The sequence below is a fragment of the Maribacter sp. genome, assembly GCF_039974175.1.
In the GTDB taxonomy this organism is placed as follows: Bacteria; Bacteroidota; Bacteroidia; order Flavobacteriales; family Flavobacteriaceae; genus Maribacter_C.
The window spans coordinates 312,800-336,148 of the sequence record NZ_JBDWJN010000003.1 but is presented as its reverse complement, the minus strand read 5'-3'; the positions used below and the strand labels follow the sequence as shown (position 1 = coordinate 336,148).

The following is a 23,349-nucleotide window of genomic DNA, read 5'->3' as shown; positions in this document are numbered from 1 at the left end:
AGCTAGACTGCATTTTTTCTTTCGTTGTAAACAATAGCGATGAACGCGGTTGCCACAAAGAACAAAAATAGCAAGGATATTTCAGGAAGGAGATCGCCAAGGCCTACATTTCTTAAAAAAACATCATAAAATGCCTCGAGCCCCCAATTCATAGGAGATAATTTTGAAAGGGTCTGCATAAAAACGGGCATAGCAAACACTGGTACCCAAACGCCTCCTAGGGCGGCTAAAATCACCACAAAAGTTGCTCCAAAGGGAGCTGATTGTTCTTGCGATTTAGCAATGGTTCCCAATAAAAGTCCCAGACCGATAGCGGCCAATCCTGCAAAAAAAGCAACGATGAATAATAAGGGAATCTTTCCGGAAACATCCAATTTAGGTAACCCGATATTTGGAAATAAGTATACCCCTAGTACCAACATCAAGCCAAATTGAAGCATTGATACACACAGATATACGAGTGTCTTTCCTCCTAAAACAGTTGCATATGATATCGGATTTGTACGCAAACGAACGAAAGTACCTTGGTTTTTTTCCTGCACCATGTTTATCGATAAAGGCAGAATAATAAAGAAAATGGCGAAAAGCGTCCATGCCGGAATATTGTGCTGCGTAGAATTTGGTAGTACCGCTTTTTCATTATTATCAGGACCGATTTCCTTGAACGTTACAAATGGCTCTGTATCAAAAATAACTTCGTTCGGGTCATCAGTTACTTGCTCTTGAAATGCCTTATAGATACGTTGAGTTTCAACTTTGGCTATCATTTTATCGATACCATTTTTGATTGAACTTTTAAAAGTATACTGGGTAGCGGGATCAAAATACAGTCGTACTTCCTTCTGCGAATTAGATGTTTTTGCTAGGCTGATGCTATCTTCATTTAAGCCAAACTTGGCAAGCATACCCCTAACATTTTCATCTACTTTACGGTCAAGGTCTCTGGAAAGATTTTCAGGGATGACAATCGCTAATTGGTAGTCCCCTTTAAAGACTAATTCTTTGGCTTCGTTTTCGGAGGTTTTCTGAATGAGTTCTAAAGTATTGACTTTCGCTAAATTTTGATAAATATTTTCTGCGGTCTCTCCACGATCATTATCTACCCAAAGCACGGGAATTTTAGTTTCGTTAAGTGTTTTGAAAGTGCCGTCTTGAATAATGGTTATGGTAATAACCAGTAGTATGGGCATCAAAAATAGAATGGCCAAACCCCCTAGATCTCGAGTTAGGAGCAAAAACTCCTTGTATGTTGAGGCCAAGAGTTTATGCATAATCGCGAAGGGCTTTTCCGGTTATGGCAAGAAACACATCTTCGAGATTTCTAGCATCTGGCTGTTCAGAAACTAAAATTGCAGGCTTTCCTTTGCAGATTATTTTTCCATTATCGATAATGGCTACTCGTGAACAAAAATCCTCCGCTTCGTTTAAATGGTGGGAGGTGTAAATCATGGTGGTGCCTGCGTTGTTTAGTTTTTTAAGGTGATTAATGATCACGTTTTTTGATTGTACATCGACGCCAACCGTGGGTTCATCTAGAAAAAGCACTTTGGGTTCGTGTAGAATGCTGGCGATAAGATTAATGCGCCGTTTCATTCCACCAGAGAAGGTGCTGATTTTTTTGTTCGCAAAGTTTTGTAAACCCAAGATTTCTAAATGATCGAGTATCTTTTGCTTTAGGTATTTTCCCTTTAAGTTATAGGTGCTTCCAAAATAAGCGAGGTTTTCAAAAGCGGTTAACGAAGGATATAATGCATATTCTTGGGGAACAATCCCTATGAATTGTTTGAGTTCTTTTTTGTTTTCTCGATAGGTGAGTCCGTTTATGGTAAAAGAACCGGAAGTAGGTTTTATCAACGAACTGAGCATCGAAATCAAGGTGGTTTTACCAGCCCCATTAGGGCCAAGCAATCCGAAAATTTCTTGCTCGTCAATGTTCAAATCCAACCCGGATACCGAAAATTTTTCTGTGCCCTTGTATTTTTTGGAAAGTTGTTTGATTTGAATCATTTGTCCTCTACATCCTTTAGTAAGGACTTTTTTAAACCGCTTTTTTCAACTTTTTGAAGAACGCTTCTTCCAAATTTGCAATGGCTTCGAGCTGATCGGCAATGGCGTTATATCCATCATTCTGCGAGCTTCTGTTCTTATATATCCGAGAGGCATCTACGGCAAAGTCGCGCCATAGATCACCGATTTCTGTCATTTCCTTGGAGAGTTGCGATAGCTGATTGTTTTGCAACACTTTACTGGCTTCTTGCAAAAAGGCCGCATAAATATACCTAAAACCACCCCCACCTGTGCCTATCTCTTCTTGCATACGAACAATTTGACCCAGGTAATGGTTGGTTCTTTTTGTTCCGATTTTTTCTGGCCATTTTCGAATGTTCTTCACTACCCATCGGATGGCCTTTACCCCTACAATGGGAACAGGCGCTAACATGTCGCGCGATGTTTGTTTTATACCTTTGACAATCGCCTTTTCTAAATCTAGTTTTTCGGGAAAAGCGACAGGATAGTACATATGACCTTTTGGAGCAAAAGCCCCTTTGGCAAAGCGAACCTTTTCTAACTCTTTTTCAGAAAGGGAGGTGACATGCTCGATTACCGGATCACTAATCAAGTAACGGTCGTTCTCCTTACCGTAAACCACCATATTATGAGCGTTGAAATGAAAACGATATTCATCAGGAAAATAGACCAAATTATAAACGCCTACCTGAAGCCCCACCGGGTTGTTTTTCACCAAATTTTCATCAAGTCGGGCTTTGGCCGCTTTGGGGTCTTTGAATTTTTCACGTTTTATTTTTACCCCGACACGTTTGGCAAATCGTTTGAAAATGAGTCCTGGAATAACGCGATAGGTGAAAACAGGGGCATGGTCAACTTTGAGAAAAGGGAGATAGCTAAAGAGTAATCCTGAGCCTATTCCAAATACCATCGGTTCGCTTATCTCGAATCCGTTATGGCGCATGAGGTTTGATACCACTCCATTTTCACAATGTGCAGATTGGTTGTGTGTAAAGTCTATTTGCATGAATTAGGCCTTGATGTTTTTTAATTCTTCGATACTGATCTCAAAAACATCAGCATACTTTTGGAGTTTTTTTGAATTTAATTTTCGAAATACTGAGGGTTTGAAGTGTCTTTTTACCTGCCATTTCCAAAAACCTACATAGCTGGCTAAAATAGGGATATCCATCTTATGCAATTCCATATAATATTCTAAGGGACTGGTTTCGTTGTTGAGCACCCTTTTCTTAGCCTCTTCAACACGTTCCTTGATCTGTTCCAAGGCATTGTTCAACGCAATGGTTTTCGGATCCCAACCAGTACTCAGTTCAGTGGTATATTCCCCATTTTCATCTAAGGCATAACACACCTCTCGAATATTGGCCGTTTCAAGTTTACTTTGATGCTGTGGTACGTCCTCTTTTTTCAAATAGTTCTGATTTTGATTTTCGGCAATACACCTGCAGGATGTATTTAAACTTCGTGTATTAAGAAGTTCATTGTACAATTTACGACTAAATCATCATTTCTAAAAGAGGAGGCCGCAATGGTACAGATACTCATGTCATTTGTATCAAATCTTGAAACAAGGGTGGCTTTTGTAATTAGTGTATCTCCCACCTTTGGCAATAGGAATATTTCTGCTTTTTTAACCGCGCTAATATACCCTACAACTTTGTTTCCCTTGCCTTCGTGGTCGTCATCTTCGAAAAAATCTTGTCCGGTAATTGCCGAACAGGCTTGAGCGGAATTTTCGATAAGGCCAGCTTCAGAAAAGAAACCGTTTTTATCTGTAAAAATAGATGTATCAGTTACTGTGAAATGGGTTTCTACCAATTTACCATCGAGATAAGGTACTTTGCATTCCATCAACATCGGTGACCGATGAGGAAGAAAATTCTCAATTTTTACATTATAGCGTGGTTTCCTCATCTTGTTTTGCTAGAGCGGTTTTCATTTCACTTTGAGCGATGAGTTGCCCCTCACATTCAACTTTGGCTTCTATCAAGGTAACACCCATGATATCATGAATGATTTCAACAGTAGTAGTAAGTTCTTTTGAAACACGCGGCAATTCAAAAACTTCGGCTTTTTTGATGGCTCCAATGTAACCTGTTGGAGCTGGTTTTTTAGCTAAAAAGTACTTGTAACCGGTATGCAGCGCAATGGTTTGTGCCATGTTTTCAATGAGTCCGGGTTCGGAAAAACTACCATTCTTGGCCAAGATATTTTCCGCTGAGATGGTAAAACCCGAAATGATCTTTTTATCGGTATAGAATCGCAAGGTGTCAACCATTACAAATGGTTTCTTCTGCGGAATTAGGCTTAGTAAAAAATCGAAATCCGTTATTTCGGTCTCAAGAAAATTCATTTAACAAACCGTTAAATAAGCATAGGTGTAGGCGAATCGGGCACTTTCAGGAACGTGCAATAAAATCTTATCTCCTTTTTTAAGCTTACCTGAGCCTTTCAATTCTTCAAGCATAAGGTAAATCGAGGCTGCACCAACATTACCGACGTTTTCCAAGTTCAAAAACCATTTGTTCCAAGGCATTTCAACACCTTGCAATTTCAATTCTTCGAACAGTCTTTCCTTGAAGTAATAGGAAGAAATATGTGGAAGATAGTAATCAACATCTGCAGGATCAATGGCATGTTTTTCAAAAGCCTGTTTTAAACTATCAACGCCTTTGACCAATATATTATCTCCTAGAAGTCGTGTATCTTGCTTCATGGCAAAAAGTGCTTTCTCTCCCCATACCTCCGCGGGATATTCACTCCAAGCTTTTAAGTTACCATCCTCTAACTTCTCTGCCCCGGCATACATGCAGGTTTCCATTTCAAAGGCATACGAATAGCCTTCCATCCATTCGATCTTAAGTGCATTTTCTCCTTTTGGCTCGCTTTCAAGTAGCATAGCTCCAGCACCGTCAGAAAGCATCCAACGTAAAAATTCCTTATTAAAACCAAGGATAGGATTTTCTTCCAACTTCTTTAAATGTGCCACCTCGTTTTCAAATACCTCCGATCGCATCCAAGAGGATGTTCTTTCAGAACCGGCACATACCGCGTTGTTAACTTGGCCGGTTTTAACTGACATATAACCGTATTTCATGGCATTCATACCTGAGCAACATGCACCTGACGGGGAGTTGATTTCTAGATTTCCATTCTTTAAAAACCCATGTACCATGGCGGTATGGGAGGGTAAAATCTGATCAGGGCTTGAAGTTCCACAGGATAACAATTCAATATGCTCTTTTGAAAAATCGCTATCACACAATTTCTCAACAGCTGCTGCTGTAAGTTGGGCGTTATTATGCGTTACATTGCCATCTGCGTCAATGGCATAATACCGTTGTTTGATACGGTTATTACGTAGAACAATTCGTCTTGCCTTAGACGCTTTACCATCTATAATACCCAACTTTGCTTCCATTTGGTCATTGTCAATGGGCTTATTGGGTAAAAATTTGGCTATTTTGGTAATGTAAACGTCTTTCATCAACTCTACTTTAAATAAACAGAGGAATAATATTTCCGCTCTCTATTTCTTTTTTGGTATGTGGGCAAATAAGTCAGCAAAAATACAATAAAAACTATAGGTGCTATGATCCAGATTGCAAATTTCAGGTAAAATTTAAACAATCCAATCCATTTTAAACGTTTTGGATTACTTGGCCCACCTTTTTTAATAAGAAAATTAGCCCATTTTGAAAATAGCACATTACCCCTAGCGTCGGTCATCACCAAATAAGGATTTACTTTCACGGCGTCTAATTCCAATAAACGATCTTGTAGCGGCATAAAATTATTTGTAAGTAAGGCTTCTCGAATTGGGGTTCCAAATTTGGAGGCATTGCTAATCTCTTCATCTGAAACTCCTGGTTTGGGGAAAATGCCCCACATACGGTCTTTTTTTCCAGAGAACATCCAATGCTCAATGGTAAGTACACTAATATGATTGATATGTCGGTCTACCAATGCTATGTGGCCTACATGTTTGGCTTGGTTTTCTGCCAACAGGCGTTTCACTTTTTCTTGAGCCTGAATCCACATGTTTCTACATGCAACAATAGTTACCACTGGGGTATCTTTGAGCAACTTCTTCCCAATTTCCGATTTTAGGAAAGCGTTGGTTGGGGGAGAGGGTGTTAAGAACCAAACTTGATATCCAAGTAGAATCAGGTCGTATTTTTTGTTCTGAATTTCTTCTATGGGGGGGTGTATTTTTGAAGGAATCTGCAGGAAGGATTCAGGAAAGGCATCGTAGAATCGATCTTTTGTCCAAGGAAAGGGAAAAGGTTCTTCTAGTGTTATGCTGTGATAGGAAATATTGACATTCTCTGCTTGTATGCTTGAGGTTATGTTTTCGAGAATATCGAATAACTGTCCTGATTGCGTATAGTAAACTACTAAGATTTCCTTCATGAGTTCTTTTTATCTTTCCAAAAATCGTAGTAATTGAACCATTGTAGCGGATATTTTTTTAAAATCCATTCCATACTCTGGGTATATTCCTTTAAAAGCCCTTGGGCATCTCTAGCTTTGAACTGTGCTGTTCTAGCATACAGGTCATAATGTCGTTTTTCTCCCTTCATAAAATAAACAAACAAAACAGGCATATTCAAGCGTGAAGCTAACAAATAAGGTCCCATTGGAAAACTAGCTTCTTTGCCTAAAAAGGTTTCGTTTAAAACCTTGCCTCCAGGCATATACCTGTCTCCTGTGAACACTACTAATCCGCCTTCATCTATCGCCTTGTGAATTTCAAAAATGTGCGACATATCTTCTTTGACCACGATAAACTTCAAGTGAGATTTCACCGAAATTTGCTCCATATATTCTTGAATATTCTCATGCTCGGCCATAGTGGTGACCATACTAATCTTTGAAATAGAATAGCGGTCTTCTAAAAAGTAATGTGAAATCTCGAAGTTACCTACATGACCGCTAATTAATATGCCACCCTGATTTTTCTTGAGTAACTTATCAATATGCTCTATGCCATCATGGGTATACGTAAACCTGTTTCGAAGTCCTGTAGAAATAGCAACTTTATCGGTCAAGGTTTGGCCAAAAGTGTAATAACTTTTATATACACTTAATAAGCTTTTCGTTTTTGAATAACCGTGTCTTTTTCTAAAATAAGTATACGTATCGGTATTACTTCTTGGAGAGAAAAGTACAAAATAGAAAATCACAAGGTGAAGTATGGCGTAGGCAGAACCAATACCGAAATTTCGAAGGAAAAATATATAAATCTTGTACCCTAAAAGCGTACCTCTTGATTTACCTTCCCATTCCGTTGCCATCTCTTGGGTTTTGTTGGAAACCAGTTACCCTAGTTTTTTTTCGATAAGATCGTAAAAATTTTGAAGTGTAACGACGTTTACAAAATCTTCACCCACTAGTTTTACACCAAAATTACTTTCGACAGCGACCACCAAATCAACAAAATCCAAGCTATCAAGACCAAGGGTGTCTTTTAGATTTGCATCGTGGGCGATGTCATCTTCCTCCACTTCGAATTCGTCAATGAGGAAAGCATCAATTTTTTCTATAATAACTTCTTTGTTCATCGCTAAAGAACACTTTTAATAATTAGGGCAGAATTGGTGCCGCCAAACCCGAAGGAATTCGACAAAAATACGTCAATTTTTTTATTTAAGGTTTTCTTAACAAGGTTTAATTTTTGGGAATCCTCGTCAGGATTTTCAAGATTTATGTTAGGAGCAACAAAGGAATTTTGCATCATTAACATAGAGTAAATGACTTCACTGGCACCGGCCATCCAACACTCGTGACCCGTCATTGATTTGGTAGAACTTACTGGCGGATTTGATTCGCCAAAAACTTCAAAAATTGCTTTTGCCTCGTTGGCATCTCCAACAGGAGTTGATGTCGCATGCGCATTTACATAGTCTATGACCTTGGCTTCGATTTCTGCTTGTTCCAAAGCTCTTCGCATGGCTCGTGTGGGGCCTTCAACGTTGGGAGTAGAAATGTGATCGCCGTTCGACGAGAAACCGTATCCAATGATTTCACCTAAAATGGGAGCACCTCTTTGTACTGCAGAATCATAACTTTCTAAAACAAGTGTTGCTCCACCACCACTAGGTACCAAACCGTTTCGTGCAGCATCAAAAGGGCGCGATACTTTTGTAGGCTCGTCACCACCGGTTGCAAATACGCCCAGACCATCGAAACTACTCATAGCTATGGTATTGATTTCTTGTGCCCCACCGGCTATAATACAATCTTGTAGGCCTGCTTTTATCAGTTGATAGGCCATGCCAATGGAATGTGAACCACTGGCACAGGCTGCGCTTATAGTAAAATTCACTCCTTTCAACTTAAAAATTGTTGAAAGGTTCATAGTAACCGTTGAGTTCATTGCCTTGAAAATAGCACCTGACCCCACCAAGGTAGTGTCGTTTTTTTCTCGGATTTTATCAACTGATTCAACCGTAGATTTTGCCGTACTATCATTTCCATAAATGATACCTATTTCATGGTTCTCAAGATAGTCTTGATCGATTTTGGCATGTTCAAGTGCTTCTTTGGTAGCAACATATGCATAGGTTGCTTCTTCACCAAGGCTTATGCGTTGTCTTCGAGATAAGTACGGTTTTAGGTCTGGCATCGCTACCCTACCGGTAAATGCAGAACGATATCCGAAATCAAGACGGTTTTGGTCAAAAACGATACCCGATTTGCCCTCGTATAAAGATGTTTTTGCTTCACCTAGGTTTTTACCTATGCAAGAATATATACCCATTCCTGTTATAACGACTCTTCTCATTGCCCCTTCTTATCGTTTTTCTTTACGAATAAATACCCCCGTTGATGTTTATGGTTTCGCCTGTAATATAAGATGACTTTTTTGAAATTAAAAAGGAAACCACATGTGCAACTTCCTCAGCTTCTCCGAATCGATTTGCAGGAATCATCGCTTTAAGTTCCTTCTCATCGAGCTCGCTGGTCATATCTGTTTTTATAAAACCTGGTGCAACGGCATTTACAGTAACGTTTCTTTTTGCAACTTCTTGTGCTAACGCTTTTGTTGCCGCAATAACTGCGCCTTTAGCAGCGGAATAGTTCGTTTGGCCTGGTGTTCCTTTCAATCCAGAAACGGAAACCATATTTACGATTCGCCCGTATTTGTTCACCAATAACTTTTGTATGAGATGATTGGTGACATGGAAGAAGCCATTGAGGCTTGTATTAATAACGGACGACCAGTCTTCCTTTGGCATCCACATGAAAAGGCCATCTTTGGTGATGCCCGCATTATTCACTAGAGCCTCAATAATAGCTTTTGGGTTGGTCTCTTCCCATTGCGTCAAGGCAGACTTTACGGCCTCGGCGTCTACAACATTGAACTGAATAATTTCTGCCGATGCCCCTGCTTCCTCAACCCGTTTCAAAGTTTCAAGAGCCGCCTCTTTATTGCTGTTATAATTTATTAAAATGTGATAATCCGAGTCCTTTGCCAACTGAATGCATACCGCTCTTCCTATACCTCTGGAACCACCGGTTATTAAAGCACACTTCTTTTTTTCTTCCTTCTCTGCCATTAACTATTTTACGCTAAGTTCTATTTCACTGATTCAAACGGTTCCGCATTTTCAAACCATTTATCAGCTAATAATTTTCCTGTTTTATCTAGAAAACCCCAACCTTTCTTTGATTTAACACGTGCCAGTCCGTTCATAAAGCCTTTTGAATCTTTTCCAGCTATAAAGGCCAAGCCAGCGGTGATATCATATTCCATAGGAATAACCAATTTACCAGTCTTATCTATAAAACCCCATCTTTTGTCTTTTACAGGAGCCATTCCTTCGGCAAAAATCTCCGCATCTCTATAGGAGGGTTCAATAACCATTTCACCACTTTCGTTTATATAGCCCCAAGTTTTTCCGTTTGCTACCGGCGCAAGGCCATCGACAAAGGCTCTTGCTTTTTCATAGGTAGGTTGTATTACCCATTCTCCTTTGCTATTTACAAAACCAATTTTTTTGCCTTTTCTGGCGTAGGCGAGTTTGGAATCTCCTTTAAAGCCCCAAACCTTATCTGCACCTTCAATAACATTAAAAGTACCGTTGGATACAATACCAAATGATTCCCCTTTTCGAGCATCAACACCAGCAGCCGTCCATTCATTGCCGATGGCAGTATATTCTGCAGGAATAACTAATTTTCCTGTTTTATCGATCATACCCCAAAGGTCATTCTTCTTCACCTTGGCATGGCCGTTTCTGAATTTTTTGATCGCATCAAAAGTGGGTTCCAAAATTACTTTGCCATCGGTACCTATCAACCCAATTTGGTCGTTTGAGCGATAGAAGGCTACCCCGTCATTGAAGTCGAAGTATTTGTCCGCGGCAGGAGCATCTATTTTGCTTCCCGATTTACTGATGTAATGCCAGTTATCATCTTTCAAAACCATGGCAACGCCAGAATTGAAGTATTTTACTTTGTCATATTCGGGTTGTATAACCCATTCTCCAGAGGCATTGATAAATCCCCACTTTTTATCCTTTTCAGCAGCTGCTAATCCGTTTGAAAAGCTTTTGGCATTGTCGAATTGAACGGGAATAGTAAACTCCCCTAATTTGTTGATATACCCTGCTTTCTTGCCTTCTTTTACCAAGGCTAGTTCTTGTCCGAAAGACAGAAAAGACATCAGAACCAAGCCAACTATTAATGTGAATTTCGTTTTCATACTGTTATTTATTTTCGTGGTTAATAATATAGTTCTTTACTTCATTTACAAAGGGGTACATTACCAAATCCTCTTTGAACGGGGGAACTATATTGCGAACGGCATCATACATCATTTTGGTTTTCGAGGAAACCTGGTCTTGAACCTTTAAATACTCAATGGCTTGTACAATGGTAATCATCTCAATCGCCATAACTTCATAAGCATTCTCAATTACTCTTTTAGTAATCAGGGCTGCATTGGTTCCCATACTCACAATATCTTGGTTGTCATTGTTATTCGGAATGCTATGAACATACATAGGGTTTGATAGCATTTGATTTTCCGCGGTGGTCGACGTCGCCGTAAACTGAACGCCTTGCATGCCAAAATTCAAACCTAGCTCTCCTAAATTTACAAAAGGTGGGAGAATATCATTCAATTTTGAGTTCATTAAATAATTCAATTGTCGCTCAGCGAGCATGCTCATTTTAGTGACAACCATTTTCAACTTATCCATTTCTAAAGAGACATAATCACCATGAAAATTTCCTCCGTGATATACGTGCTTTTTCTTAAGGTCTATGATAGGATTGTCATTGGCAGAGTTTACCTCTTCGATCATTACTCTTTCCACGTCATTCAAAGTATCTAAAACGGGGCCTAAAATTTGAGGAACACATCTTAAAGAGTAATATTCCTGCACCTTTTCTTCAAAGACTTTGACATCTTTGTTATTGGTATATAGATGATGTTCTCGTTTTCTTGTAAGCGTGCTATCTCGAAGATGACTTCGCATCGAACGCGCGATTTCTCGTTGTCCCTGATGTTTTTTAGTGAGGTTTAGCTCAAACGATAAATGGTCGTCATAGGCCTCTACAATTTCATTGATGGCCGATGAGCAAGCAATCATCCATTCCAACAATCGCCGAGTGTAAATGGTGTTTACAACCCCTATACCCGTCATAACTGAGGTGCCATTAATCAAAGCAAGACCTTCTCGTATTTCTACCGAAATAGGAGTGATTCCTTCTTTTTTGAAAACCGTTTTTGTACTGGTTCTTTTACCTTTATAAAAAACTTCTCCCTCGCCAATTAGTACAAGAGCTAAGTGTGCCAATTGTACCAAATCACCACTGGCACCAACACCTCCATGCTCGTAAATTAGAGGTATGATATCCTTGTTTATTAAAGTGGTCATCACTTCAATGACCGATTTGTGAACGCCCGAATGCCCCAAACTAAGCGTGTTCAGTCGCGCTAGCATCGCTGCTTTTACATATTTTGGAGAAATGGGGTTTCCCGTTCCTGAAGCGTGGCTTCGTATCAGGTTATATTGAAGTTGAATTCGTTCAGAATCTCTTATCTTGTATTGTGCCATTGGGCCAAAACCCGTATTCACCCCATAGATAACTTTGTTCTTTGAAAATTCCTTTAGAAAATCGAAGCTCTGTTGTAGTGTGTCAAAGACAGTTTGGTCTATTGAAAGAGGCTCGTTTTTGAAAATAACACTATAGAATTCATCAATTCCTAACTTTCCTTTAATCTCTGGCATTTACAGTTGGTTATATAGGGGAATTTGTACTAATACTGGATAAAAATAGTTAATTTGGTCTGCAAATTTAGAATAATTAATGAAGAAGTCCACTTGGCTGATTTCTTATTGGCAGTAAAAGGTTGAATTTCCAGTTCATTCGAGAAAAATAGGACTACTACAGTTAATTAAATTCAAGCTATGCAAAACGAAAATGTTGATGTTTTAATTATTGGTGCTGGCCCTTCCGGTAGTGTAGCCGCTGGTTACTTGCACAAACAGGGTCTGAAGGTTAAAGTGGTGGAAAAGAATAAATTTCCTCGTTTTGTAATCGGTGAAAGTTTACTGCCACGGTGTATGCATCATTTTGAAGAAGTTGGTTTACTAGATAGCTTGAAGGCAAAAGAATTTGAAATCAAGGCAGGTGCTCGATTTATGCGTGATGGCCAGATTTGTAACTTTGATTTTAGTAAAAAACACACTTCAGGTTGGAATTGGACCTGGCAAGTTCCACGTGCTGATTTTGATAAAACTATGACTGATGCTTTAGAAGCTCGAGGTGTTGACATAGCTTTTGAACAAGAAGTCGTTGACGTAAATTTTGAGGGAAGCATCTCTACTACAACCATAAAAGCCTTGGATGGAAAACAGTCTACGGTTACAGCAAAGTATATTATTGATTCTAGTGGGTTTGGAAGAGTGCTTCCTCGTTTGTTAGATCTCGATAAACCATCGGAAATTCCAAAGCATTCTTCAATTTTTACCCATGTCAAAGAAACCAAACGCCCAGAGGGGCACGAAGGCACCATCATTACCTTCGATATAGTGAGCCTAGAAACCTGGCTGTGGGTGATTCCATTTTCAAACGGATACACCAGTATTGGCTATGTAGGTCCTACAGCATATTTAGAATCTTTCGAAGGCAATACGACTCAGAAATTACAGGAAATGATGAAACTCTCCAACTATTACTTTGATCGTTTTGACGGACTCGACTACGCGTTTGAACCTAAAGTGATAAAGAACATTGCGAAATCGGTAAAACAAATGTACGGGGCAGGTTATGCCCTTACCGGAAATAGTGCAGAGTTTTTAGACCCAGTGTTTTCTTCGGGAGTTACCTTTGCCACAGAGTCTGCAATTACCGCTGCGAAATTAGTTGCTCGAGAATTGAATGGCGAATCGGTAGATTGGGAAGTTGAGTATTCCGACTATATTAAAAGTGGGGTAGATGTTTTTTCAACCTATGTAAAAGAATGGTATACCGGAAATCTACAAACCATTTTCTTCCATGAAAAGGGAAACCCAGAAATCAAAAGACAAATTTGTGCGGTATTGGCGGGTTATGTGTGGGACGAGACTAACCCTTTTGTGAAGAACCACCATCGCCTGGTAAAAACTGTGGCACATATCGCGAGTATGGAGCAGGAATCTGCTGGCTAGTGATTCGTAAAAGCGTTTCTTAGGTTTTCCTAGAAAGATGTTTCGAAAGACCGCGACCTAGCTCTGCAAATGCTGACATAATGCGGTCGTAGTCATTTTTATTTGCACCTCTGCTATGCACATCTACTATTTCCGTAGCGTATAATATCTGATTGGGTGAATCGGATTTATAAATGTAAATAGTGACTTCTAATCTCGCATCTTTTTTAAAGAAAAAATTACTGTTTCCTGGGTCAATAAGCGAGGTTTTAACTACCATAGTGTATGCCGCATCTGATACGTTTCTGGCAACCGTAACTTGCTTTTCCTTAAGGTTGAAAAAATTAAATTCTTGAATAAATTTAGGTTCAAATAGCTTTTCTCTATTGGCAAACCATAGCTTTTTAAACGTATCACCTGTACCCAATTTCTTTTTGTCCTTTTTTCTAGCATGCATTTCGAGAAACGCTTCTTCAGATTTGTATTTGGGAATTTTAAGATTTTCGGCGTACTCGAAAACAATGTTATAGCGTTTCACACCAGAAATAGATTCGAGGCTACCTTGGTCAGTTTTGAAAATCTGCCCATAACCGAATGCTGTAGATACTATAAATAGTAGCAGCATATAAAATGGTTTTGTAGTAGTTGGCATGGCTATAAACATAAAATGCAGGTATTAAATATATTACCTGCATTCTACAATACCAAAGGTATTACTAAAAAGCTTTTTTCAGAATTAGCTTTGCCAGAGTTTTCGCTGTTTTGGCATAACCTTCACCTACTCTGCTTTCATTACTGTAATTGTTACCCCATTGGTCACCTGGAGCATTTTTGCTGCTAACTTCCAATAAGATATTGTCCTTATTAGCGGTTTCAACAAATTTTAGGTTGGTGGTTACCTTGGCGTGTTGTTTCATAATGCCCGCATCCCATCCCGGATAAAGCCAAACCGTTTCTACAATGAGTGTATATTTGGCGTCAGTCAAGTCTTCGGCAAAATACATGCCTTCTTTTTCTCCCAAGTACTTGTTTATCAACTCAAGGAATTTAGGATTCCAGATAAGTTCGCGACTTGAATTCCATGCTTTTTCCCATGTTTTTCCTTTGCCTCTTGCTTTCTCCTCAAGATCTGCAGAACGCTTGGAGATGTATTCCTCATTGGTAAAATTTTCTTTCATCAATTTCATGCTGTCATAATCAAATACCACATTAACTTCTTTTTGACCAGCAATAAAATCGAAGCTGCCCTGCTCAACTTTAATTTTCTGAGCATATACTGTGGTGCAAACTATGGCTAGGACTAGTGTAAGATACCGTTTCATTTTTCTAATTGTTATGGTTATACTTGGTGTTTAATGTTTTTGTGCAATTGGGGTTAACAGCCTTTTACAGAAATTAATCATCTATAGCGGCAAAAACCATTTGGCGAAATTTCCATCCAGTTTGGTCTCCGGTATTTCCCTGGGTTTGTTTCATGAGAACTCCAATGATTTGTTCCTTTGGATCTGCAAAATATTGTGTGTTAAAATAGCCTCCCCAGTCAAAAGTGCCTTCGCTTCCTTCTCCACCCAAGTCCTGTCCATGCTTATTGACCACGGCAAAAGCAAGTCCGTGATGTTTCGGTCCTCCAGCCCAAATGTTACCAATTTGATTCCCCATAATACTTTGAACGGTAGTTCTACTTAAAATTCGAACTCCATTCAATTCTCCCATATTCAGGTACATTTGAAGAAAAGTACCATAGTCTTTTGCTGTACTCGATAAGCCTGCTCCTCCTGAGAAAAAACGTTTGGCGCCCTTTATCGGATAGTCGGTATCGTAGAACGTAACCGGAAATCTTGTCCATTGTTCTGCTTTTTTTTCTTGAACTATTACCAGTCGTTTATGTCTGTCATCAGGAAGGTAAAACCAAGTATCGTTCATTTGTAGTGGGTCAAAAATGCGCTTTCTTAAAAAAGTGTCGAAGGGCATTCCTGAAACCACTTCTATGAAATACCCTAAAACATCAAGTCCCTCGCTATAGGTAAATTTCTCTCCGGGATTATGGTGCAAAGGCAGTTTGGCCAATTTCTTAACACTTTGTTCGATACTGATGTCTTCTGTGGTGAATAGATCTGTGATTCCAGCTTTAGCATATATTTTTTTGAATCGTTCATCACCATCGATTACTCCATAGCCCAGCCCAGAAGTATGGGTTATCAAATGACGAATTGTAATTTGATTTTCTGCTGGTTTCGAAGTATATGTTGAATCTGTCTCATTAAAACTGTCCAAAATTTGAGCTTCTTTGAAAGCAGGAATATATTTTGAAACAGGGTCGTCTAATTGAAATTTGCCTTCTTCCCAAAGTATCATAACAGCAGTTGATGTGATGGCTTTGGTTTGCGAAGCGATTCTGAAAATGGCATCTTTCTGCATTTCAGAACCGGTAGCATTATCGGCCATGCCATAGGCGTTGTGAAAAATTATTTTTCCGTTTCGAACGATTAAGGCAACTGCGCCAGGAATTTGGCCTAAATCAATTGCACTTTTTAGCATATGGTCAATTCGGTCAAGTCGCTCAGCAGACATTCCTTCTTCTACAGCTTGACCAGGCAATAGGGGGTTGGAATTATTGATTGATTTTGTTTGTGCTGATACAATGGAAATTAGGAGCAGTAGTACTAGGGTGAGCGATTGGTTCATAGGTCGTTGCCTTGTTTATGGTTTCTTTAAAAGTAAGAAAACTTTGTATCTAAATGGGTAATATTCGCGTTGTGAATATTGTTTTTTGGTTTATTTCGTACTTTCACAACATGTATAGAATTGGCAAAGCCGGTTTGATTGCAATAATATTTTCAAGATGTCTTTAATAGATAAAATAAAAAGTTTGGGAAGTATAAATACACTTTCTAAACACGAACAATTGGTGCACGGCATAATTGAGGCAATTGACATGGGTATACTGGTGGTAGGTGATCAGCTACCATCCATTAATCAAATGGTTAGTGAGTTGGGTTTTGCTCGAAAAACCATAGTCAAGGCCTACGAAGAATTGAAGCATCGAGGTCTAGTTGAATCTAAAAAGCTCAAAGGCTATTTCATCATCAGTCAAGAGACCAAGGTGACTTTAAAGGTAGCTTTGTTGATGTTTTCCTTTCAACGTTTTCAGGAGGAATTCTATAATACATTTCGCAAGGAACTCGGTAAACGTTTTCAAATCGATGTTTTCTTTCACCACAATAACCTTAGTATTTTTGAGACTATCTTTAATAATATTAAAGGGAAGTATGGTATGTATGTTGTTGCACCAATACCAGATGCGGCTGTACGTCCTTTATTGACGAGTATAGAACCTCAAAAATTATTGATAGTCGACCGTTTTTTAGAAATGCCAGATGACTATTCATATATTTCGCAGGAGTTTGAAGAAGCTACGTATTACAAACTGATCGAACTGCTACCGAGAATTCGAAAATACAAGAAATTTATTTTATTCTTTTCAGATGATAAGGATTATCCTCCAGGGATTTTGACTGCCTTTCAGCGTTTTGTTTCTGAGCATGAAATTGCTTCAAAGGTTGAGAAGGTGTATAAGGAAGGCGCAGTAAAAAAGGGAAATTTGTATTTTCTTATTAGTGATACGTATTTGTGGGAATTGCTGAGAGATTGCCGAAATAATGAATATGTAGTAGGCCAGGAGGTAGGTATCCTCTCGCATAATGATCATGTGGTAAAGGAAATAGTTTTTGGAGGAATCACAACCATCTCTTCTGACTTTAAGGAAATGGCTACAAGGGCTGCAGCACACCTCAAGAATCAAGGTACTACTCAAGAAATTGTCCCTCTCCATTTAATGAAACGCAATTCCTTATAAATTTTCAAGATGGGTACCTGCTCAGACTTTAGGCTAAATGCCACTGATTCTCCCAGTAACCTACTGCTAAAATACGAGCCGAGTGGGCATTTAAGCAGGCAATGGTAAAATGAACATTCTACAACAAAATTACAATTATCTAAGAATAGTTGATTATTTCTAGGTTAGATAATGAAATATCAATTTTTTTGTTATTTTTGATTAGTAGCATAGAATATCATAGCATTTATTGTATTGTTGAGTTAGTTTGGCAATTTTGAGTATGGAAAGGCCAAGTTATAAAGTTTATTTCTTGGCTTTTTATTTTTTGCTTGCTGGGGCATTCAAAGTACACGCTAACTTTAGTTTGGATTTTTGTTAAATTAAATGCGAATAAGCAAAAAAATTAAGGGATTTTTTGAATGAATTCCTATTAATTCATTATGTTTACTTAACAACTGGCAAGGATATCATATAATTAATGCGAAAAATGAAAATGGATATCAATAAAATTTGCAGAGAACCTAAACTTCTTGTAAAACACTAAAAATTCTTAACAACCCTAAATATCGAGATTATATGCTTCAACCTGGTTTATAATCATTATTAAAAATCAACTAATAAATAAACTAAATTTTTATGAACAACCGAGAACAACCTAGTAGAAGCCGAGTCTTGCGCAATTGTGCCTTCTTGGCTATTTTCATGTTTTTATTTACCGCCGTACAGGCCCAGGAAAAGACAGTCTCTGGGGTGGTTTCCGATGCTACCGGACCATTGCCGGGTGTTAGTATCGTCATTGACGGAACAACCCGCGGAGTGCAAACTGATTTTGATGGCAATTACACCATCGAAGTTCCCGATGAAAATGCGGTTTTGGTATTTTCTTTTATCGGATATTTAACACAAGAATTAAGCGTTGGTGCCAACACGTCTTTAGATGTTACCATGGAAGAAGATGTGGCAAAATTAGATGAGGTAGTTGTGGTAGGCTACGGTACGCAAAAGAAAGCAACTTTAACAGGTTCGGTATCTTCTGTGGGGGGCGATGAGTTGGAGCAAGCAAATTCCACCAATTTAGGTGCCGCCTTAGGGGGTAGGGTTCCCGGCCTTTACGTCGATACAGGCCAAGCCATACCTGGTGCCGATACACCGGCTATACGTGTTCGGGGTACAAATACCTTTAACAATTCTGGAGCATTGGTTGTAATTGATGGAATTCCAGATCGTGAAGGTGGTATTGCTAGAATCAACCCAGCCGATATTGAAAGTATCTCCGTATTAAAGGATGCCTCTGCGGCCATTTATGGTGCACGGGCAGCGAACGGCGTTATTCTAGTCACAACAAAAAGGGGTAAGGTCGGTGCCCCTACCGTGAAGATAAGTTCAACGGTCGGTACACAAAGCTTTACCAGAACCCCTGAAATGTTGAGGGGAGCCGAGTACATGGACTTGGTCAATGTACTTAATGTTTATAAACTACCTGTAAGTGAATGGGAATCCGCGCATGCCGGAAGAGGCGCTCCGTATACACGACAAGATAATGGTGAAGTCGTGAATCCAACATTTACAAACGATCGTATTGCAAATACCGAAGCTGGAAATGACCCATGGTTATACCCCGATACGGATTGGTTTGATGCGATTACCACCAAGGGTGCGATTGTATCTCGTCAGAATGCCCAGATTTCTGGTGGAACAGAGGATGTGCGATATCTGGCTTCTTTGGGCTACTTGACTCAAGAGGTTAACTTTAAGAATGCACCAAGACCCTATCGCCAATTTGACTTAAGATTAAACATCGATGCCAAGATTAGTGAATCGTTGAGCCTTGATGTTGGGCTTTATTCCAGACAGGAAAATCGGTATTCTAACACCAGAGGAGAGGCTAATATATTTGCGGATGCCATTCGGCAATATCCTTGGTTTCCTGCTTTCTGGCCATCGGGTGAGTTGGGTCCTGATATTGAAAACGGAAACAACCCTGCTGTTCGTGTTACTGAGAGTCCGGGCTACGATGATAGAAGCAACAACTTTGTACAAAGCAATATAGGTCTGACTTATAATGTTCCTTTTATAGAAGGACTCCAATTAAAAGGCTTAGTCTCTTACGATAAAGTGAATAGAGAAAGACGCTTATGGCAAAGACCATGGACCTTATTTACTTGGGATGGAGTAAATCGTGATTCTTCAGGATTGACGGAGGCACAAAGAGGACCGGGTGATCCAAGTCTGGAACAAGAGCATACCACCAAGACAGATTTTACGGCCACATTTACAGGGCAATATCAAAAAGAATTTGGTGATCATAGCTTTAGTTTGCTTGGGGGGGTGACCCGTGAGGAATCAGAACAACAGTTTTTCGAAGCCTTTAGACGCTTCTTTCTCTCAAGCGATCTAGCGCAGTTAGATTTGGGTGGTAATGAAGGTCAACGAAGTGCTGGTAATGGTTTTGAGATTGCACGTTTAAATTATTTTGGGCGTTTGAACTATGATTATAAGGATAAATATTTATTGGAATTCTTGTTTCGATATGATGGCTCATATCTTTTTCCAGAAGAAAATCGCTTTGGTTTCTTTCCAGGAGTATCAGCTGGTTGGGTAGCTTCTGAGGAATCTTTTTTCAAAAAGGCTTTGCCTTTCCTTGATTATTTTAAGCTGAGAGCTTCGTATGGTGAGTTAGGTAATGATCAAATCAATCCCTTTCAATATTTGAATGCCTACGAATTATCACAAACGGCATTAGACGGTATTGTAACAACAGCTTTTGAACTTAATGTCGCTAATCCAAATGTTACCTGGGAAACCGCAATTTCTCAGAACATCGGTTTTGATTTGCGAACGTTGAATAACAAGTTGTCTTTAAGTTTCGATTATTTTATAAATTCTCGGGAGGATATTTTAACTATTCCACTATTGACCTTACCTGATTATAGTGGTATCAACGCCCCACCAGTAAACATTGGAGAATTTGAAAATAAGGGTTACGAAGTAACAGTAGGACTTAACGGCGGCAGTGGAGATTTTACCTATAACCTGACTTTTAATTTCAGTAATACGAATAATAAAATTGTATTCTTCGATGAGCCAACTTTGGATGATCGTCCTTGGCAACGTCAGACGGGTGGGGAAATTGGTAGACCCTTGCTATACAAGTATGACGGTGTGTTCCGCAATCAAGCTGAAATCGATGCTGAAAGCCTTGACTATAGTGCAGTTACACCCGCTTTAAAGCCTGGAGACGCCCGAGTGGTTGATATCAGCGGTGATGGCGCGATAGGGCCTGAAGATAAAATTCGAACAGGTGGTAGTGCCTTCGCAGATACCCAATTTGGGTGGAATACCTCTATAAATTACAAAGATTTTGATTTTAGCATGTATTGGATGGGTGCAGGAGGAGGATACAGCAACTATGAGTGGTCGTTTATGTCGGGTACCTTGGCTAATGTACAACGTGATGTCAGAGATAGGGCTTGGTCTTTAGATAATCCAAATGCTTATGGCCCCAGATTGGCCGATAGAGGCGATCAGTGGTATTCAGGTCAGACCGATGCCTATTTGATTACACGCGATTTTTTCAGGTTGAAAAATATGGAAATAGGTTATACTTTTGACGAAGGTATGATTGAAAAGATTGGGGCTCAGAGTTTGCGTCTTTCGCTTTCAGGCACTAACTTGGCTACTTTTACCGACTATCCATTTGACCCAGAGGTTCTTCAAATCAATAACGATGATTTGCAGAACAACGACCCAGATGATACGGACGGAACAGTTGGTATCAGTGGTGGAAGAACCGCTAATGGTGGTATCTATCCCTTACTCACGACCATCAATTTGGGCTTTCAAATAACATTTTAAAAATAAAAATTGCTATTAACTTTTTAAACCTTTCAAATTATGAAGAAGAATATTTTAAAATTTGCATCCTGGGTGGTCTTTGCGCTGCTGATTGTAGGGTGCAATGACGACTTTTTAGAAACCCAGCCTTTGAGTCAGGCTTCTGAAACTAGTGTGTGGACGGATCAAAAATTGGCCGAGGCAGCAGTTTTAGATTTGTATCAAGGCACATGGGCAGGATCCCTTACGGAAGAGGAAACTACAGAGGCTTATACTGACCAGGCCGTGTTTACGCACCCAGGTAGGGGTGTTGATGGCTATACTGAAGGTAAGATGACGCCAGATCCTTCTACATTTTTAGATAGAGACTGGATGAGCTGGCCTGATTTATATCCCTTTGTGAGAGGAGCCAATGTCGCAATATCCAGATTGCAAGATAATGAGGCAGGTTTCGATAATGTTACCCTTGATCGCCTTCTTGGAGAGGCCTATTATATGAGGGGCTATTTTTATTCGCAATTGATGCGACAATACGGAGGAGTTCCCTTATTGCTTGAACCTCTTGATTTGGATAGTGAAGCCAATAACCCTAGAGCTACTTTCGCGGAAACGGTAAATCAAATTGTAGCGGATTTAGATCAGGCAATCGTTCTTTTGGAAGATGCCCCAGCAAGCAAGGCGAGAGCACATAAATTGACTGCCATGGCGCTCAAATCAAGGGTATTAACCCATGCTGCGAGTGATTTGCACGATCCCACAAAAAATTCAACTATTTCTACCATTGCAAGCTATAGCAATCCTGAATTGATTGGGTGGACTGGAGGTTCTCAAATAGAAAGATGGCAAGCGGCCAAAGCGGCTTCAAAGGCCTTGTTAGATGCTACCGATGGGTATAAGTTAGATTATTCAGCACCCGCATCTTTTGAGGAAGCCGTTCAAAATTATGAAGACATTTGGTTGCAAGGTGCTCAAAACCAAGATTTTATTTGGGGACGGATAGTGGATGAATTCGGTTTTAGCTCTAGAACCTACGACGGCGGTGATGGATGGGGTCAAGGTCCAGGTATGTTTGCCTTAAACCAAGGACCAAATGGCTATCATGAATGGGCTGGAACCACTCCTACCGAAGCTCTGGTCGAGAAATATGCGATGGCTGACGGTACGCCCTTTGACTGGAATAATCCTGCGCATGCGGCGGACCCTTATTCTGGTCGAGAGCCGCGATTATATTCTACAATTCTTTTCGATGGTGCTCCTTGGAAACCGAGAACGGATGATGTGGTTAAATTTGATCAATTTGATGAAATTCAAAGTGGTTTTTATACTTTTTCAGACGGTACTACAGTTAATGGGGTTGATACAAGGCAGGGTCCGATTGAAGATTGGAATGGTTCTCGAACGGGTTACTACTACAAGAAATTCTCTGACCCGAACCTCCCTGCTCAATGGCCAAATAACTTACAAAAGATAGATGCTCCCTTTATTCGTTATACTGAAATACTATTAAACTATGTGGAGGCTAGTATCGGTAGCAATGATGAGGGTGAGGCAATTGCATGGTTGAACAAATTGAGGTTTAGAAATGGCCTTCCGGAAGTAACTGCATCTGGAGACGAACTCTATAAGTTATATCAGCTTGAACGTGGTAAAGAAATGACCAATGAAGACATACACTTTTTTGACATGAAACGCTGGTTGATAGGTTCGGAATCACTTGATAAGCAAGTACAACAGGTGGTGGTTCAAGGTACTCAAAAAGCAGGCTCTACTATGACCCCTGAAAACTACAGGAGAGATACGGCCGAATTTGACTATACCTACACGCCTACCAATATTGTTTTCGAAAACCGCAGATGGGATGATAAAGTCTATTTTATGCCGATTGAACAATCGGAAATTAACAAAGACCAGTCTTTGATACAGAATCCCGGGTACTAATTTTTTGAATTAGTTTTTAACAAATATTTTCAATAACCCTTGACAGATATGTCAAGGGTTATTCTT

General features: G+C 39.6%; 21 protein-coding genes. 4 read left to right on the top strand and 17 right to left on the bottom strand.

The features are described 5' to 3' along the window. Nucleotides 1-2: 2 nt before the first annotated feature. From ABJN95_RS02525 to ABJN95_RS02460, 14 genes are read right to left on the bottom strand one after another with little or no spacing between them, the layout of a single operon-like run. A complete protein-coding gene (locus tag ABJN95_RS02525; protein ID WP_348368417.1) occupies nucleotides 3-1,271 on the bottom strand; it encodes an ABC transporter permease in 1,269 nt (422 codons plus the stop codon). Then, nucleotides 1,264-2,007 carry an ABC transporter ATP-binding protein gene (locus ABJN95_RS02520; protein WP_348368416.1) on the bottom strand — a complete coding sequence of 248 codons (744 nt, stop codon included), beginning with the start codon at nucleotides 2,005-2,007 and terminating at the stop codon, nucleotides 1,264-1,266. The genes ABJN95_RS02525 and ABJN95_RS02520 overlap by 8 nt, the downstream gene beginning before the upstream one ends. Nucleotides 2,008-2,038: 31 nt before the next feature. Next, nucleotides 2,039-3,034: a BtrH N-terminal domain-containing protein gene (locus tag ABJN95_RS02515; protein ID WP_348368415.1), complete on the bottom strand. Its 996-nt coding sequence runs from the start codon at nucleotides 3,032-3,034 to the stop codon at nucleotides 2,039-2,041. 3 nt (nucleotides 3,035-3,037) lie between these two features. Then, nucleotides 3,038-3,439, bottom strand: coding sequence for a hypothetical protein (locus ABJN95_RS02510; RefSeq protein WP_348368414.1), 402 nt, complete (start codon nucleotides 3,437-3,439; stop codon nucleotides 3,038-3,040). A 44-nt stretch (nucleotides 3,440-3,483) separates the two neighbouring features. Continuing rightward, nucleotides 3,484-3,942, bottom strand: coding sequence for an ABC transporter permease (locus ABJN95_RS02505; RefSeq protein ID WP_348368413.1), 459 nt, complete (start codon nucleotides 3,940-3,942; stop codon nucleotides 3,484-3,486). Continuing rightward, nucleotides 3,923-4,381: a hypothetical protein gene (locus ABJN95_RS02500; protein ID WP_348368412.1), complete on the bottom strand. Its 459-nt coding sequence runs from the start codon at nucleotides 4,379-4,381 to the stop codon at nucleotides 3,923-3,925. Before ABJN95_RS02500 ends, ABJN95_RS02505 begins: the two co-directional genes overlap by 20 nt. After that, nucleotides 4,382-5,515, bottom strand: coding sequence for a beta-ketoacyl-ACP synthase III (locus ABJN95_RS02495; protein ID WP_348368411.1), 1,134 nt, complete (start codon nucleotides 5,513-5,515; stop codon nucleotides 4,382-4,384). It lies immediately after the preceding gene. Nucleotides 5,516-5,520: 5 nt separating this feature from the next. Then, entirely contained in the window at nucleotides 5,521-6,441 is a 921-nt protein-coding gene (locus ABJN95_RS02490; RefSeq protein ID WP_348368410.1) for a dialkylrecorsinol condensing enzyme DarA, read from the bottom strand. Then, the gene (locus ABJN95_RS02485) at nucleotides 6,438-7,325 is read right to left on the bottom strand and encodes a lipid A biosynthesis acyltransferase (RefSeq protein ID WP_348368409.1); all 888 of its coding nucleotides are present in this window, start codon (nucleotides 7,323-7,325) and stop codon (nucleotides 6,438-6,440) included. The genes ABJN95_RS02490 and ABJN95_RS02485 overlap by 4 nt, the downstream gene beginning before the upstream one ends. Nucleotides 7,326-7,349: 24 nt before the next feature. Then, the gene (locus ABJN95_RS02480; protein ID WP_348368408.1) at nucleotides 7,350-7,592 is read right to left on the bottom strand and encodes a phosphopantetheine-binding protein; all 243 of its coding nucleotides are present in this window, start codon (nucleotides 7,590-7,592) and stop codon (nucleotides 7,350-7,352) included. A gap of 2 nt (nucleotides 7,593-7,594) precedes the next feature. Beyond that, nucleotides 7,595-8,815: a beta-ketoacyl-[acyl-carrier-protein] synthase family protein gene (locus ABJN95_RS02475; protein ID WP_348368407.1), complete on the bottom strand. Its 1,221-nt coding sequence runs from the start codon at nucleotides 8,813-8,815 to the stop codon at nucleotides 7,595-7,597. A gap of 22 nt (nucleotides 8,816-8,837) precedes the next feature. Continuing rightward, the gene (gene fabG / locus ABJN95_RS02470; protein WP_348368406.1) at nucleotides 8,838-9,590 is read right to left on the bottom strand and encodes a 3-oxoacyl-ACP reductase FabG; all 753 of its coding nucleotides are present in this window, start codon (nucleotides 9,588-9,590) and stop codon (nucleotides 8,838-8,840) included. 20 nt (nucleotides 9,591-9,610) lie between these two features. After that, the gene (locus tag ABJN95_RS02465; RefSeq protein WP_348368405.1) at nucleotides 9,611-10,738 is read right to left on the bottom strand and encodes a WG repeat-containing protein; all 1,128 of its coding nucleotides are present in this window, start codon (nucleotides 10,736-10,738) and stop codon (nucleotides 9,611-9,613) included. A 4-nt stretch (nucleotides 10,739-10,742) separates the two neighbouring features. Beyond that, nucleotides 10,743-12,272, bottom strand: coding sequence for an aromatic amino acid ammonia-lyase (locus tag ABJN95_RS02460; RefSeq protein WP_348368404.1), 1,530 nt, complete (start codon nucleotides 12,270-12,272; stop codon nucleotides 10,743-10,745). Between the two features lie 180 nt (nucleotides 12,273-12,452). On the opposite strand from ABJN95_RS02460, the gene ABJN95_RS02455 reads away from it, so the two are divergent. Beyond that, nucleotides 12,453-13,694 (top strand): NAD(P)/FAD-dependent oxidoreductase, encoded by a 1,242-nt coding sequence (locus ABJN95_RS02455; RefSeq protein ID WP_348368403.1) that lies wholly within the window; start codon nucleotides 12,453-12,455, stop codon nucleotides 13,692-13,694. Nucleotides 13,695-13,713: 19 nt separating this feature from the next. On the opposite strand, the gene ABJN95_RS02450 is transcribed toward ABJN95_RS02455, so the two are convergent. From ABJN95_RS02450 to ABJN95_RS02440, 3 genes are all read right to left on the bottom strand, one after another. Further along, nucleotides 13,714-14,298 (bottom strand): hypothetical protein, encoded by a 585-nt coding sequence (locus tag ABJN95_RS02450; protein ID WP_348368402.1) that lies wholly within the window; start codon nucleotides 14,296-14,298, stop codon nucleotides 13,714-13,716. A gap of 91 nt (nucleotides 14,299-14,389) precedes the next feature. Next, entirely contained in the window at nucleotides 14,390-14,995 is a 606-nt protein-coding gene (locus ABJN95_RS02445; RefSeq protein ID WP_348368401.1) for a hypothetical protein, read from the bottom strand. Nucleotides 14,996-15,068: 73 nt separating this feature from the next. Beyond that, nucleotides 15,069-16,358, bottom strand: a complete 1,290-nt coding sequence (locus tag ABJN95_RS02440; RefSeq protein WP_348368400.1) for a serine hydrolase domain-containing protein — start codon at nucleotides 16,356-16,358, stop codon at nucleotides 15,069-15,071. A 157-nt stretch (nucleotides 16,359-16,515) separates the two neighbouring features. Between ABJN95_RS02440 and ABJN95_RS02435 the strand changes: the two genes are divergently transcribed. From ABJN95_RS02435 to ABJN95_RS02425, 3 genes are all read left to right on the top strand, one after another. Further along, the gene (locus ABJN95_RS02435; RefSeq protein ID WP_348368399.1) at nucleotides 16,516-17,529 is read left to right on the top strand and encodes a GntR family transcriptional regulator; all 1,014 of its coding nucleotides are present in this window, start codon (nucleotides 16,516-16,518) and stop codon (nucleotides 17,527-17,529) included. A 618-nt stretch (nucleotides 17,530-18,147) separates the two neighbouring features. Continuing rightward, entirely contained in the window at nucleotides 18,148-21,366 is a 3,219-nt protein-coding gene (locus ABJN95_RS02430) for a TonB-dependent receptor (RefSeq protein WP_348368398.1), read from the top strand. Nucleotides 21,367-21,405: 39 nt separating this feature from the next. After that, on the top strand, nucleotides 21,406-23,283 hold the full coding sequence (locus ABJN95_RS02425; protein ID WP_348368397.1) for a RagB/SusD family nutrient uptake outer membrane protein: 1,878 nt from the start codon (nucleotides 21,406-21,408) through the stop codon (nucleotides 23,281-23,283). Nucleotides 23,284-23,349: the final 66 nt, after the last annotated feature.

Bases quoted from the DNA above. Each gene is read 5' to 3' on its own strand.
- ABJN95_RS02465 (WP_348368405.1), bottom strand. From the start codon at position 10,738: ATGAAAACGAAATTCACATTAATAGTTGGCTTGGTTCTGATGTCTTTT.
- ABJN95_RS02455 (WP_348368403.1), top strand. From the start codon at position 12,453: ATGCAAAACGAAAATGTTGATGTTTTAATTATTGGTGCTGGCCCTTCC.
- ABJN95_RS02505 (WP_348368413.1), bottom strand. From the start codon at position 3,942: ATGAGGAAACCACGCTATAATGTAAAAATTGAGAATTTTCTTCCTCAT.
- ABJN95_RS02485 (WP_348368409.1), bottom strand. From the start codon at position 7,325: ATGGCAACGGAATGGGAAGGTAAATCAAGAGGTACGCTTTTAGGGTAC.
- ABJN95_RS02460 (WP_348368404.1), bottom strand. From the start codon at position 12,272: ATGCCAGAGATTAAAGGAAAGTTAGGAATTGATGAATTCTATAGTGTT.
- ABJN95_RS02495 (WP_348368411.1), bottom strand. From the start codon at position 5,515: ATGAAAGACGTTTACATTACCAAAATAGCCAAATTTTTACCCAATAAG.
- ABJN95_RS02520 (WP_348368416.1), bottom strand. From the start codon at position 2,007: ATGATTCAAATCAAACAACTTTCCAAAAAATACAAGGGCACAGAAAAA.
- ABJN95_RS02450 (WP_348368402.1), bottom strand. From the start codon at position 14,298: ATGCTGCTACTATTTATAGTATCTACAGCATTCGGTTATGGGCAGATT.
- ABJN95_RS02440 (WP_348368400.1), bottom strand. From the start codon at position 16,358: ATGAACCAATCGCTCACCCTAGTACTACTGCTCCTAATTTCCATTGTA.
- ABJN95_RS02430 (WP_348368398.1), top strand. From the start codon at position 18,148: ATGAACAACCGAGAACAACCTAGTAGAAGCCGAGTCTTGCGCAATTGT.
- ABJN95_RS02515 (WP_348368415.1), bottom strand. From the start codon at position 3,034: ATGCAAATAGACTTTACACACAACCAATCTGCACATTGTGAAAATGGA.
- ABJN95_RS02445 (WP_348368401.1), bottom strand. From the start codon at position 14,995: ATGAAACGGTATCTTACACTAGTCCTAGCCATAGTTTGCACCACAGTA.
- ABJN95_RS02435 (WP_348368399.1), top strand. From the start codon at position 16,516: ATGTCTTTAATAGATAAAATAAAAAGTTTGGGAAGTATAAATACACTT.
- ABJN95_RS02475 (WP_348368407.1), bottom strand. From the start codon at position 8,815: ATGAGAAGAGTCGTTATAACAGGAATGGGTATATATTCTTGCATAGGT.
- fabG (WP_348368406.1), bottom strand. From the start codon at position 9,590: ATGGCAGAGAAGGAAGAAAAAAAGAAGTGTGCTTTAATAACCGGTGGT.
- ABJN95_RS02490 (WP_348368410.1), bottom strand. From the start codon at position 6,441: ATGAAGGAAATCTTAGTAGTTTACTATACGCAATCAGGACAGTTATTC.
- ABJN95_RS02500 (WP_348368412.1), bottom strand. From the start codon at position 4,381: ATGAATTTTCTTGAGACCGAAATAACGGATTTCGATTTTTTACTAAGC.
- ABJN95_RS02525 (WP_348368417.1), bottom strand. From the start codon at position 1,271: ATGCATAAACTCTTGGCCTCAACATACAAGGAGTTTTTGCTCCTAACT.
- ABJN95_RS02480 (WP_348368408.1), bottom strand. From the start codon at position 7,592: ATGAACAAAGAAGTTATTATAGAAAAAATTGATGCTTTCCTCATTGAC.
- ABJN95_RS02425 (WP_348368397.1), top strand. From the start codon at position 21,406: ATGAAGAAGAATATTTTAAAATTTGCATCCTGGGTGGTCTTTGCGCTG.